Origin of the sequence: Mesorhizobium sp. B2-4-3 (genome assembly GCF_006442815.1) — a bacterium.
Classification (GTDB): domain Bacteria; phylum Pseudomonadota; class Alphaproteobacteria; order Rhizobiales; family Rhizobiaceae; genus Mesorhizobium.
Window position 1 is genome coordinate 16,122 of the sequence record NZ_VFVL01000012.1, and the last position, 12,959, is coordinate 29,080.

The 12,959-nt window shown below is 63.5% G+C and carries 11 protein-coding genes; 4 read left to right on the plus strand and 7 right to left on the minus strand.

Features of this window, described 5'->3' with window-relative positions:
• Positions 1–79 precede the first annotated feature (79 nt).
• Entirely contained in the window at positions 80–2,392 is a 2,313-nt protein-coding gene (locus FJ956_RS13930; protein ID WP_140674612.1) for a glucose/quinate/shikimate family membrane-bound PQQ-dependent dehydrogenase, read from the plus strand.
• Between the two features lie 483 nt (positions 2,393–2,875).
• Here FJ956_RS13930 and FJ956_RS13935 read toward each other — a convergent pair whose 3' ends face one another.
• Both FJ956_RS13935 and FJ956_RS13940 read right to left on the minus strand, forming a co-directional pair.
• Entirely contained in the window at positions 2,876–4,936 is a 2,061-nt protein-coding gene (locus FJ956_RS13935) for a bifunctional diguanylate cyclase/phosphodiesterase (protein ID WP_140674869.1), read from the minus strand.
• A 366-nt stretch (positions 4,937–5,302) separates the two neighbouring features.
• Positions 5,303–5,740 (minus strand): hypothetical protein, encoded by a 438-nt coding sequence (locus FJ956_RS13940; RefSeq protein ID WP_140674609.1) that lies wholly within the window; start codon positions 5,738–5,740, stop codon positions 5,303–5,305.
• A 337-nt stretch (positions 5,741–6,077) separates the two neighbouring features.
• Between FJ956_RS13940 and FJ956_RS13945 the strand changes: the two genes are divergently transcribed.
• On the plus strand, positions 6,078–6,980 hold the full coding sequence (locus FJ956_RS13945) for a dienelactone hydrolase family protein (RefSeq protein ID WP_140674606.1): 903 nt from the start codon (positions 6,078–6,080) through the stop codon (positions 6,978–6,980).
• Between the two features lie 161 nt (positions 6,981–7,141).
• Here the strand turns inward: FJ956_RS13945 and FJ956_RS13950 are convergent, their stop codons facing one another.
• Positions 7,142–7,978, minus strand: coding sequence for a DMT family transporter (locus FJ956_RS13950; protein ID WP_140674866.1), 837 nt, complete (start codon positions 7,976–7,978; stop codon positions 7,142–7,144).
• Between the two features lie 182 nt (positions 7,979–8,160).
• Here FJ956_RS13950 and FJ956_RS13955 point away from each other — a divergent pair, with 182 nt between their 5' ends.
• Positions 8,161–8,637, plus strand: coding sequence for an Lrp/AsnC family transcriptional regulator (locus tag FJ956_RS13955; protein WP_140674603.1), 477 nt, complete (start codon positions 8,161–8,163; stop codon positions 8,635–8,637).
• A gap of 37 nt (positions 8,638–8,674) precedes the next feature.
• Here FJ956_RS13955 and FJ956_RS13960 read toward each other — a convergent pair whose 3' ends face one another.
• The 3 genes from FJ956_RS13960 to FJ956_RS13970 all read right to left on the minus strand — a co-directional run bounded on the left by FJ956_RS13960 (position 8,675) and on the right by FJ956_RS13970 (position 10,139).
• Complete coding sequence (locus FJ956_RS13960; protein WP_140674600.1) at positions 8,675–8,872, minus strand: hypothetical protein; 198 nt, start codon at positions 8,870–8,872, stop codon at positions 8,675–8,677.
• A 145-nt stretch (positions 8,873–9,017) separates the two neighbouring features.
• A complete protein-coding gene (locus tag FJ956_RS13965) occupies positions 9,018–9,503 on the minus strand; it encodes a thioesterase family protein (protein WP_140674596.1) in 486 nt (161 codons plus the stop codon).
• A gap of 21 nt (positions 9,504–9,524) precedes the next feature.
• Positions 9,525–10,139: a hypothetical protein gene (locus tag FJ956_RS13970; RefSeq protein WP_140674593.1), complete on the minus strand. Its 615-nt coding sequence runs from the start codon at positions 10,137–10,139 to the stop codon at positions 9,525–9,527.
• Between the two features lie 300 nt (positions 10,140–10,439).
• Between FJ956_RS13970 and FJ956_RS13975 the strand changes: the two genes are divergently transcribed.
• Positions 10,440–11,855 carry an FAD-linked oxidase C-terminal domain-containing protein gene (locus tag FJ956_RS13975; protein ID WP_140674590.1) on the plus strand — a complete coding sequence of 472 codons (1,416 nt, stop codon included), beginning with the start codon at positions 10,440–10,442 and terminating at the stop codon, positions 11,853–11,855.
• Positions 11,856–11,870: 15 nt separating this feature from the next.
• Here FJ956_RS13975 and FJ956_RS13980 read toward each other — a convergent pair whose 3' ends face one another.
• Complete coding sequence (locus FJ956_RS13980) at positions 11,871–12,839, minus strand: Dyp-type peroxidase (RefSeq protein WP_140674587.1); 969 nt, start codon at positions 12,837–12,839, stop codon at positions 11,871–11,873.
• Positions 12,840–12,959: the final 120 nt, after the last annotated feature.

Sequence of the window (12,959 nt, forward strand, 5' to 3'; positions counted from 1 at the left end):
AAAGCTGCCGGCAGGGCAGGGACGGCTCGCCGTCGCCTGAGAGCGGCCGCAAAGGCGCAACAGTCGAAGGAGCACCGTCTTGGCTGTCACCATCACCTCTCTGGTCCTTTTCCTCATCGGTCTCATTCTCGGCGGCGGCGGCATCTGGCTCGCGGTGCTGGGCGGCAACTGGTACTACCTGATCGCCGGCCTGGTCTTCCTGATCACCGCCTGGCTGCTGTTCAGGCGCAGGTCGACCTCGCTCTGGCTCTACGCGCTGTTCGTGCTGGCCACGCTATGCTGGGCGGTCTGGGAAATCGGCTTCGACTGGTGGCAGCTCGGCCCGCGCGGCGGCGTCATCGTGCTCATCGCCCTGTGGCTGCTGACGCCGTGGGCAAGGCGAGGCTTGCGGGGGCCGGATGGACGCGCGCCGCTGATCCTGGCCGTGCTCGCATCGCTCGCGGTCGCCGGTTATTCGATGACCGCCGACCCCAAGGATGTCGGCGGCACGCTGGGCACCGAGAAGGTGGCGGCGGCGGCCAATCTCGGCGGCGACATGCCGGCCGGCGAGTGGCACTTCTACGGCCGCACGCCCTTCGGCCAGCGCTATTCGCCGCTCGACCAGATCACGCCTGACAATGTCGCCAAGCTGCAGCCGGCCTGGACCTATCGCACCGGCGACGTGAAAGGCCCCGACGACATCGACGAGACGACCTATCAGGTGACGCCGCTAAAAGTAGGCGACGCGCTGTTCATCTGCACGCCGCATAATTTCGCCATCGCCATCGATGCCGCGAGCGGCAAGGAGAAGTGGCGCTACGACCCGAAGATCAAGCTCGACCCCGACCGCCAGCACCAGACCTGCCGCGGCGTGTCCTATTATGCCGACGCCAAGATCGCCGCCGGCCAGCCTTGCGCCGCGCGCATCTACCTGCCGACCTCCGACGCGAGGCTGATCGCGCTCGACGCGGCGAACGGGCAGGTGTGTCCGTCCTTCGCCGAGGGCGGCACGTTGAACCTGATGGCCAACATGCCCTATCCGAAGTCGGGCTATTACTATTCGACGTCGGCGCCGCTGATCGTCGCCGGAAAGATCATCGTCGGCGGCGCGGTCAACGACAATTACTCGACCGAAGAGCCGTCCGGCGTCATCCGCGCCTTCGACGTCGATACCGGCGCGCTGCTGTGGAACTGGGATTCCGGCAATCCGGATGTGACGACGCCGCTGCCGGCCGGGCAGACCTACACCCACAACTCGCCCAACATGTGGTCGACGGCGAGCGCCGACGAGAAGCTCGAGCTGCTCTACGTGCCGCTCGGCAACCAGACGCCGGACCAGCTCGGCATGGGCCGCAGCGCCAATGTCGAGAAATTCTCCTCCTCGATCACCGCGCTCGATCTCAACACCGGACAATTGCGCTGGGTGCGGCAGACCGTGCATCACGATCTGTGGGACATGGACGTGCCGGCGCAGCCGTCGCTGGTCGACATCACCACGGCGAGCGGCGTCGTCCCGGCGCTGGTCGGGCCGACCAAGCAGGGCGATCTCTACGTGCTCGACCGGCGCACCGGCGAGCCGATCATCCCGGTGAAGGACGTGCCGGCGCCCGGCGGCGCGATCGAGGGCGATCATGCCTCGCCGACGCAGCCGGCCTCGGACCTGTCCTTCAATCCCAAGCCGCTGACCGGCGCGGACATGTGGGGCATCACCATGTTCGACCAGCTGGCGTGCCGGATCGAATTGAAGAAGCTGCACTATGAGGGGCGCTACACGCCGCCCTCGCTGCAGGGCTCGCTGATCTACCCCGGCAATTTCGGCGTCTTCAACTGGGGCGGTGTCGCGGTCGATCCGGTGCGGCAGGTGATGTTCGGCATGCCGACCTATCTCGCCTTCACCTCGAAGCTCATCCCGCGCGCGGACGTGCCGCCTCCGGGCGACACCAAGGGCAGCGAGCAGGGGCTGAATCGCAACGAAGGCGCGCCTTACGCGGTGGTGATGGGACCGTTCCTGTCGCCGCTCGGCATTCCCTGCCAGGCGCCGCCCTGGGGCTATGTCGCCGGCGTCGACCTCAAGACGGGAAATATCGCCTACAAGCACCGCAACGGCACCGTCTACGACATGACGCCGCTGCCTTTGCCGCTGAAGGTCGGCGTGCCGGGTATCGGCGGGCCGATGATCACGGCGGGCGGGGTCGCCTTCCTGGGTGCCGCGGTCGACGATTATCTGCGCGCCTATGACCTCACCACCGGCAGGCAGCTCTGGCAGGCGCGGCTGCCGGCGGGCGGCCAGTCGACGCCGATGACCTATACGGTGGCCGACGGCCGCCAGTTCGTCGTCATCGTCGCCGGCGGCCACGGCTCGGTCGGCACCAAGCCGGGCGACTATGTGATGGCCTACACGCTACCGAAATAGCCGGCTGATATTCAGGTGAGGCCGGCCTGCGAATGGCTCGTTCCTGCGGCTCCGGCCTTTGGGGACCGAAGCCATCGTTTGTGTCTCCGCCCTATGAAGGCTACGGCCGGCGTAGGGTGCTCGGAAACCACCTAGCAAACGCCGGGGATTGGTTGAAGCCGCCCCCCAAACGTCGTCATTCTATGGCGGAGCAAGGAGCGAAGCGACGCGGCGCAGACCATAGAATCCATTCCGTGACTTCGAAGCGTTGCTGCGGTGCAGAATTCTGCTCCGTTGCACTCCCTGGCGAAGGTAACGGCATGGATTCCAGGGTCTTCGCGACGGAGCTTCGCTCCTGCTCCGCCCTAGAATGACGATCGCGATTGCGCGTTTCGGCCAATCTCCAACGCATGCCACCTGCCAATGCAAACAGAGCCGACCGGTCAAAATGGTCAAAATCCCAGACTCCGACTCGGCCTGACCTGAATCTCAGCGTGCTATCGTCTATGCAACAGCCTGGCGGACTGGCATCTCGGCGCCTGCCACCTCGGCGCGATGACCCAGCGCTAGGATCTCGGCGGAGGGCGCCGGACGGCCGAGCAGGAAGCCTTGCGCCTCGTTGCAGCCCTCGGCGCGCAGGATCGACAATTGGCTGTGCGTCTCGACGCCCTCGGCCAGCACCGGGATATGGAGGCTCTGGCCTAGCGCCAGGACGGCGCGGATGATGGCCTTGGCCTGCGGGCTGGTTTCAACCTCGGACATGAAGGAACGATCGAGCTTGATCTTGTCGAACGGGAAGGCGCGCAACGTCTCCAGCGAGGAATAGCCGGTGCCGAAATCGTCGATGGCGATGGTGACGCCCAGCGCCTTGATCCGCCGCAGGATGTTCAAAGTGCGGATCTTGTCGGCGATGATGGTGGTTTCGGTGATCTCGAGCTCCAGCCGGTTCGATTTTAGCCCGGTCTCGAGCAGGATCTCGTGGACCAGCTTCGGCAGGTCGGCGTGGGCGAACTGGACCGGAGAGAGATTGACCGCGACCTTGTACGGATGATCCCATGAGGCGGCCTTGGCGCAAGCGGTGCGCAGCACCCACTCGCCGAGCGGCAGGATGAGACCGTTTTCCTCGGCCAGCGGAATGAACTCGGCCGGAGGAATATTGCCCCTGGTCGGATGCTTCCAGCGCAGCAGCGCCTCATAGCCGCGGATGTCGCCGGTCGGAACGGAAGTCTGCACCTGATAGTGCAGGTCGAGCTGGCTGTTCTCGACGGCGTCGCGCAGGTCGTTGGCCAAAGTGCGGTTGGCGCGAACGGCCTCGTCCATGGCCTGCTCATAGAAGCAGACATTCTGGGTTATGTTCGCCTTGGCGCGGTACATGGCAAGGTCGGCGTTGTTGACCAGCGCTTCGCGATTGAGCGCGTCATTCGGGTAGATGGCGACGCCGAGGCTGGCGCCGGTGGTGGTTTCGATGTCGCCGACCCTGACCGGCGCGAAGAGCGCCGCTTCGAGGCGCGAAACGAAATCGACAAGGTCCGACTGACTCTTCATGCGCTTGACGCCGGCGAACTCGTCGCCGCCGAGGCGAGCGACGAACTCGCCTTCCTGCAGCAGCGCGCTCATGCGCTCGGCCAGGTTCTTCAAAGTCTGGTCGCCGGCGCCGTGCCCCCATATATCGTTGATCTCCTTGAACCGGTTGAGATCGATGCCGACGATCGCCACCTTGCCGCTTAGTTCGCGGGCGCGGTCGATCTCGCGGTCGAGATGATCGTTGAAGTTCGCCCGGTTGGGCAGACCCGTCAGCGTGTCGCTCATCGCCAGATGATGCAGGCGTTGAAAGGCTTCCGAGCGCGTCCGGTCATCGATCAGATAGCTGGCGAGCCCCGTGCCTATGATGATCAGGCCGGCAACGGCGACGCCGAGCGCCATGGCGTGCAATGCCAGGGCATCGCTGTCGGCGCCGCGCGTTACCAGCGGTGTCACCTGCACCGCCGCCATTGCGGTGAAATGCAGGCTGACGATGGCCAGCACCAGAATGGCCGAGGCCCAATAGTTGCGCCCGGACAGCCGCTCGTTCAGGGCGACACGCACGGCGAGGCAGGCAAAGACCACGGACAACAGGACAGACGCGGCAATATAGGTCGCGTTCCATTCGACGATGCCGTCGACATGATAGGCGGCCATGCCTGTGTAGTGCATGCCGGCGATCGCGAAGCCGACGATGACGCCTCCGGCGATCGGGGCAACACGCGGAGCGTGGGTCGTCGCCGTGATGAAGCCGGCGGCGGTGCCGGTGATGGCGATGAACAGCGAGGCGATCGTCAGCACCGGGTCGAAGGTGATCGGGGCGCCGGGATCGTAAGCCAGCATGGCGATGAAATGCGTGCACCAGATGGATGACCCTGCGCAGACCGAGGTCAGGAAATGCCAGCCGACCTGCTGCAAGCCCTTGGCTTCATGCGCACGCAGGAAAAGCCGGATGGTTGCCCATGAACCCGCGCTGCAGACCAGCGCAGCAACCAGCACAAGCCAGAGATTATGATCTACTGTCACGCAGGAGATGACGCGCATCACGGCCAGGTCGCTCTCTTCGAACGCGCGGAGGTGCCTGACCTTCCTGCCCGGTCAACCATCGCCCGATGTCCGTCGGAGCGGACATCCGATTTGCTGCGGCGAGGGGTGTGACACAGGCGATAAAAGGCAGCCGCCCCCAATGCGGATACCAATAGTTCTGCCTACAACCCTGCGATACAACTTCTAATAGGTGGTTAATTGCATGAAGGCACGGCCGATGCGATCAGCGGATGGTTTCTGAAATGTGCATGATAATGTAGTAATTCTGAATAATGTCGAGATTTCCTGCCAGTAACGCCTTCTGCAAGGCTGTGCACCCGGCCGCACCGGCAACGAAGCGGGATATCCGTCCCGGCCAAGGGACTACAGCCCGAGATGGCCCCTCAGGCTCGGCACCTGGTCCAGCACCTGGTTGGTCAGGTCAGGGCCGGCGGCGGCCTCGGCCTGCTTGATCAGGGTCTCGCCGGCCTTCTGGATCTGCGCCATGTCGAGGCCGGACTCTTTAAGCGCCGCGACGCCGTTGATCAGCGCGCCGGCCTTTTCGCCGAGCACGCCGCCGAGCGCGCCCTGCAGCGACGACAGAAGTCCGCCGCCCGAATTGGCCGTCGCGCCGGCGGCCATCACGTCGTATTTCTGCGCCAGCGCACCGGCACCGGGGATCTGGTCGAAGAAGGACGAAACGCTGATGCCCTCAGCCTCGTGCTCGAGCACGGAAAAGATGGTGCCGACAACCTTCTCGGTGGTGGGTTCGTCGAGTCCTGCCTTTTGTGAGACGGTGTTGACGATGTCCTGGACATTCACGGCATTCCCCTTTTTCGTCATTCCTATCGGCGAGGCGGCTCGGCCACCTTCGTGTCCTAATGTGACAGCACCATCAAGACTTTCGGAAATGACCAAAATGTGATGAATCAAGCTGCTTGTCGGCGCAGCGGCTCTACTAAGATTCCACCAGGGGATCGTCACCCGGGCGTGACTGGACCGTGCAATTCTCGACCCTATCTTGCGGATTACCCGCCTAAAGCGCGCCACGTCGGAAATGGATTCACGTGTCGAGCTTTAGGTTTTTGCTTGATGCATGTCGTTGTCCCAAAACCGCTGCGCACTTTTGGGCGACATGCACTAGACGTCGAGGACAGCCATGACCGAACCCGTTGCCAAGCCCGTCGTCACGCAGCCCGTCATCACTCAGGCGATGATCGATGCCTATGACGAATACACGCATCTGACGCTCGACCGCCGCCGCTTCATGGAGCAGTTGACCAAGCTGGCGGGCTCGGGCGCCGCGGCGGCCGCGATCGCGCCGATGCTGGCGGCCAATTCCGCCCAGGCCGCGATCGTCGCCGAGGACGACAGCCGCGTTCAGGGCGAGGACATCACCTATCCCGGCTCAAGCGGCGAGATGAAAGCCTATCTGGTCAAGCCGGCGGATCAGTCGGGCAAGCTCGGCACCGTCATCGTTATCCATGAGAACAGGGGTCTCAATGCGCATATCCGCGACGTCGCCCGGCGCGTGGCGCTGGAAGGGTTCGTCGCGCTGGCGCCGGATTTCCTGTCGCCGCTTGGCGGTACGCCGTCCGACGAGGACAAGGCGCGCGACATGTTCACCAAGCTCGATGCCGCCCAGGTCGCGGCCGACGGCGTGGCGACGATCGCCTACCTCAAGGGCCTCAAGGACGGCAACGGCAAGGTCGGGGCGGTCGGCTTCTGCTGGGGCGGCGGCGCGGTCAACCAACTTGCCGTCCATGCGCCGGACCTCAGCGCCGGCGTCGCCTATTACGGCATGCAGCCCAAGGCAGAGGACGCTCAAAGGATCAAGGCGCCGCTGCTGCTGCACTATGCCGGGTTGGACGAACGCACCAACGCCGGCATCGACGCCTACAAGAAGGCGCTCGACGCCGCGCATGTCGACTACAAGGTCTACGTCTATGACGGCGCCAACCACGCCTTCAACAACGACACCTCGGCCGCGCGCTACAACAAGAAGGCCGCCGACCTCGCCTGGGGGAGGACAATTGCTTTCCTGAAGGAGAAGCTGGCCTGAGGCGTATTGATATTCAGGTGAGCCCGGCCTGCAAACGGTAGCTTCCTCCGCTTCCGGTGCTCACGTACTTTGAAGTACGCTCCGCTCCGGTTCTCGGAAGCTGCCGTTTTCGACTCGGCCTGACCTGAATCTCAACACACCTCAACGGCGCAGTCGCCGGATCACTCCAGGGCCGGCTTGTGGGAGGCGACGCCGGCGATGACCAGCGCAATGCCGATGCAGTCGGTGATGCTGGGCACCTGGCGCAGCACGATGACGCCGATCAGCGTTGCCGTGAGCGGCAGGAGCGAGAGCATCAATGCGAAGCTCGCGCGCGGCAGCCGCGCCATGGCGAGCTGGTCGCAGATGTAGGGGATGACCGAGGAGCAGACGCCGACGCCGATCGCGGCGACGAGGAGTTGCGGCGACGAGAAGGCAGGCAGCGCCTCGCGAAGGCCGATGGGCAACACGATAAGGAAAGCGACTGCCATGGCGGTGCCGAGGCCGGCGATGCCGATGCCTGCCTGGGCGACGCGGTGACCGATCACGATGTAGCCGACGAAGAGGGCACCATTCAAAAAGGCCCAGAACAAGCCGACCGGATCGCTGGACCATTTCACGTCGATGAGCAGCAACGTGCCGACAACGGCAACGGCGAGCGCGGCAAAGTTGCGCCGGCTGCGAAGGCCGACCAGCGCGACCGCGATCGTGCCGACGAATTCGATCGCCGCCACCAGCGAGATCGGCAGGCGGTCGAGCGCCAGATAGAACGAGCAGTTCATCACCGCCAGGCAGATGCCGAAGGCAAGCAGCAGCAGCCGCGGAGCGCGATCAGCGCGGGCGAAGACGCGCCAGGGCCTTGTCAGCGGGGCGAAGATGACAGCGGCGGTGGCGATGCGCAGCCAAGCCATGCCGAGGACGCCGACCTGAGCGAAAAGCAGCACCGCGAAGGCCGGGCCTAGATAATGGAACACGGCGCTGACGCAGAACCAGACATGCGGCGGCAACGCGTTGGCCATTCCAGCAAGTGTGGTGGGGCCGGCAAGGGCGGGGCGGGCATCGATATCACTGCTGGCCTGCTTTGCAGCTGGAATTTGCGTTTGAGCTTTCATGCGAGCATTATCGCAGGCGAAACTCGCGGATTATATGCGCGATGAACGGCTTGATGCCTAGTTTCGCTTTCTGATGGAAGAGATTTGATTTGAAAAACCTTCGAAGTGAAAATGTCGACCTCGACGCGATCGATCTGAAGGTCCTGCGTCTGCTGGAAAAGGACGCGCGCATCAGCACGGCGGAACTGGCGCGCGCGGTCGGGCTGTCGGCGCCGAGCGTGGCGGAGCGCATCCGCAAGCTGCAGGAGAACGGCGTGATCGAGGCTTATACGGTCAGGATCAATCCGGCCGCTCTCGGCATGAAGCTGTCGGCATGGCTGAGAATAAGGCCCGTGCCGGGACAGCTTTCGGTGGTGGCGGACATCATCCGGGAGCTGCCGGAAATCGCGCAATGCGACCGGGTCACCGGCGAGGACTGCTTCATCGCGCTCGCCCATGTCGGCTCTGTGAGCGAGCTCGAGCGGGTGATCGACCGGGTCATCCCCTATGCGATGACCAACACCGCCATCATCCAGTCGTCGCCGGTCGAGCCGCGTTCGCCGCTGGGCGGGTTCAAGCAGCTATGACTGGGCAGAGATGGCTAGACAGGGCAGCGACGATGGATCAAGCGTGGCCGCGCCTCATGCGCGCCTGCTTCAGAATCGCGCGCCAGCGGATCATGTCGAACGGGATAGGTTCGTTGTTGTTGGCGATGTGGAAGATCTCGTTGTTGACGTTCTTCAGCGATCGCCAGAAATCATAGTCGGTGATGCGTGGATCGGCCGCCAAGCGCTCCACTTCGACCTTGATGTCGGTTTTCATGCACTGTCCTCGCACCGCATTCCGCCAGCCGCCCGCGCGTAAACCCGGTAGGGCGGTTTTCGAACGCACCGGTGAGTCGTTCAACGGACTCAACCGACTTGTTCACGTTAAAACCTTGGTAAGGTTAACGCGGGCGCGCGGGTTTTCAAGCGCCCTTGCGCTTGATGCCGATCGAGCGGCCGGCGCGCTCGGGCATCGGCAGCGCCGCATGAGCCGCGCGCATGGCCTCCAACTTGGCCATCACGTCGGCGGGGAAGGGGGCGACCTTGGGTCCGTCCATGTCGACATGCAGCGACAGCGTTTCGGACGTGGCGGCGAGCCAGCCGTCGACATGGCGGATTTCCTGATAGGTTCTCAACCGCTTGTCGTCATGATCGATGAGCTGGAACGAGACCTTGACCGTGTCGTGGAGATGCAGCTCGCGTACGTAGCAGACATGGACTTCCGCGGTGTAGACGCTGAGGCGGCGCTCCTTGGTATAGCTCGAGTCCACTCCCATCATTTCGAACGCTTCGTCGGTGCCGCGGTCGAACAGCACGTTGTAAAAGGCCATGTTGAGGTGGCCGTTATAGTCGATCCAGTCCTTCTCGATCGCCAATGGGCGGGAAATGATGGGCGCGGGGATCGTCATCTGGTTTCCTTAATCTCTGGGCTATGGTTCTCGCGGCAGAAGTCTTGACGCATCTATGAGCACTGCGGCCCCAAGCGGGAACACGAGCAATGCAAGAACCTTCAGCAAGGCAGCTGCGAAAATCGTCAAATCATCGCCTCTCGCATAACAACTTGCCTGCATCGCGCACCACCATTTCGCCTTTGGGGCCGCCTCGAACTCATCAAAGCCCCAGTAGGCAGCGAGTGCCACGTAAACCGCAAAAACCGTAGAGAAGCATACAAACAGCACCGAATGCCGTTTGAGCTGTCTCGATGTATAGATTTCTGTACGTTCGGCCTTTGGCATTCTCACCAGATAGACTGCATAGGCGGCGAGATTCAAAAATCCCGCAAGCATGAATGAGGCAACAATCGACTGGGTTTTGAACAACACTTCAGGGGAAAGTGGCGGGTCCATGTTAGTCGCATATTTGGCGACAACTGGAATGAGGCTCGCTGCTTTTTGCGATAGCACCAGTCCCAGTTCGCCAACGAAGCCAACCCCTGGCTGTGCATAAGTGATCGAGGTAGAGAAAGCTCCTGCAATCAAAAAGCTTGTTCCCACGAAGGCGGCTAGATACCAGAAATTTCGTTGCACATAAGGTCCCAGGACCATGCGCGTTCGCGGGTCTCGCGCTCGAGCTGCCGCCCCTATCGCGCCTACGAATACCATCAGAACCACGAATCCTGCCCAAACGATCCGGCTTTGCTGAGATGCGGACTTCACAGCCCAAGCCGGCAACAGAGTGACAAGGAACGCAAGGCCGCCTATCCATCCAGCGTGCTTCATATCAGACCCCGCCCGGCATGGTTTGCGCCCAGAGCCCCTGGTTCCGTCGATAGTCAATGAAATTGATACAGCAAGTAGCATAGAGCCGCTTGGGCATGTAAGGCTGGTCCATTCGCGGAGGAATTCATGGCTTTGAGCGACCTCAACCCCGTCGAACGCAACGAGGAAGGCATCGCCGCGGTGCTCGGCATCCTCAAGCAGCGCTTCGGCGAGCGCTTCCAGACCGGCGAGGCGATTCGCGGCCAGCACGCGCACACCACCACCTATATCCCGACCCAGGCGCCCGACGGCGTCGCTTTCGTCGAGACGACCGCGGACGTGCAAGAGATCGTGCGCGCCTGCGCTGTCCACCGCGTGCCGGTCATCGCCTTCGGCGTCGGCTCCTCGCTCGAGGGCCACACCAACGCGCCGGGCGGCGGCATTTCCATCGACACCTCGCGCATGAACCGGATCCTCGCCGTCAATCCGCAAGACCTCGACTGCACCGTCGAGCCCGGGGTGACGCGCGAGGACCTCAACCGGCATTTGCGCGACACCGGCCTGTTCTTCCCGATCGATCCTGGCGCCAATGCCTCGCTGGGCGGCATGGCGGCGACCAGGGCTTCCGGCACCAACGCGGTGCGCTACGGCACCATGCGCGAAAACGTGCTGTCGCTGACCGCCGTCATGGCCGACGGCGAGACGGTGACGACCGGCAAGCGAGCGAAGAAAAGCTCGGCCGGCTACGACCTGACGCGGCTTTTGGTCGGTTCGGAAGGCACGCTCGGCGTCATCACCTCGCTGACGCTGAGGCTCCAGGGCATTCCGCAGGCGATCTCAGGCGGCGTCTGCCCGTTTCCAAGCTTGGAAGCGGCCTGCAACACGGTGATCGCGACCATCCAGATGGGCATCCCGGTGGCGCGCATCGAGCTGGTCAACGCCCTGCAGATGCGGGCGATGAAGAATTATTCCAAGCTCGACTACCCGGAAAGCCCATGCCTGTTCGTCGAATTCCACGGCAGCGACGCCGGTGTTGCCGAGCAGGCCGAGATGTTCGGCATGATCGCCGAGGAGAATGGAGGGGGGCCGTTCCTGTGGACCAGCGTCGCGGAGGAGCGGACAAAACTCTGGAAGGCGCGGCACGACGCCTATTGGTCGTCGCTGACGCTGCGCCCCGGCGCCAAGGGGCTGTCGACCGACGTCTGCGTGCCGATCTCGCGGCTTGCCGAATGCGTCACCGAGACCGAGGCGGATATTGCCGAGATGGGGCTGGTAGCACCCATCGTCGGCCATGCCGGCGACGGCAATTTCCATGTGCTGGTGCTGATGGATGTCGACAATCCTGAAGAGATCGCGCTCGCCGAGAAATTCGTCGCCCGGCTCAACATGCGCGCGATCGCCATGGAAGGCACCTGCACCGGCGAGCACGGCATCGGCCAAGGCAAGGTCGGCTTCCTGCGGCACGAACTCGGCCATGGCGTCGATGTCATGCGCACGATCAAGCAGGCTCTCGATCCGCTGAACATCATGAACCCGGGCAAGATCCTGCCCGCGGCGGGCTGATCCGCTGGCCGGCGGCTATCCTCCCACGCCTTCGGCCAGCTTCTGCAGCATGGGCCGTGTCGGCGCGAAGAAGGTCGTGCCGGTATGCGGCGTCGAGAAGTCGAGCAGCCGGTCGTAAGCGCCTGGCGGTTCGCCGACATACATGCGCTGCAGCATCTTCTCGATCACCCACAGATAGCGCGTATAACCGATGAAATAGGTGCCGAACTCGTTTTGTCCCGGGCGGCCGAACGGCATGTTGTCGCGCAGGATGTCGTATTCGTTGCCGGCGTCGTCCTCGATCGTGGCCAGTGACTTGTGCGACTTTCGCGGCTTGTCGTCGTCATCGATCTCGATGTTGTCGATCTTGGTGCGGCCGATGATCTCTTCCTGGATATGCGTCGGCGTTTTGCCCCAGGCGGCCATGTCGTGCAGGTATTTCTGCACGACGACATAGCTGCCGCCGGCAAAGTCGCCGTCCTCGTCGCTGACCAAGGCGGAGGCGGGCAGGTCGAGGCCGGTCGGATTGGCTGTGCCGTCGACAAAGCCGAGCAGGTCGCGCGCGTCGAAATAGCGGAAGCCGGACACCTCGTCGGCGACGGTCACGCTGGCGCCAAGACTGTTCAGCAGGATGCGCTCGAGCTCGAAGCACATGTCGGGCCGCTCGGCGCGGATATGGAAGAGCAGATCGCCCGGCGTCGAGGGCGCCGAATGCGCCGAGCCCTCGATCGGCGCGAAGGGTTTCAGCTCGCGCGGCCGCCGGCCGGGCGACAGACGGTTCCAGAGCACCGCGCCGATGCCGGCGATGCAGGACAGGCGGCCCGACAGGTCCCGGAAGCCGACATTCTTGACGAGGTCGTCGAGCTCGCCCAGCACCGAAGCGACGGTCGACAGCGCGGTCTTGTCGCCGGCGACCGTGACGACCAGGAAAATCGCGGCTTGCGACAGCGGCGCGTCGACGCTCTGCGCGTCGATCGGCACTCTGTCCCAGTTCTTGCCTGACATCGGGAACACTCCGTGTTGGGTTCAGATTCATGGCGGCCAAGGACGCGGCCGGAAGGGCAGGGATTTGCAAAAGAGATATCGCGACCGCGAGCGATCACGCAACTGGAGACGTTGGCGGCT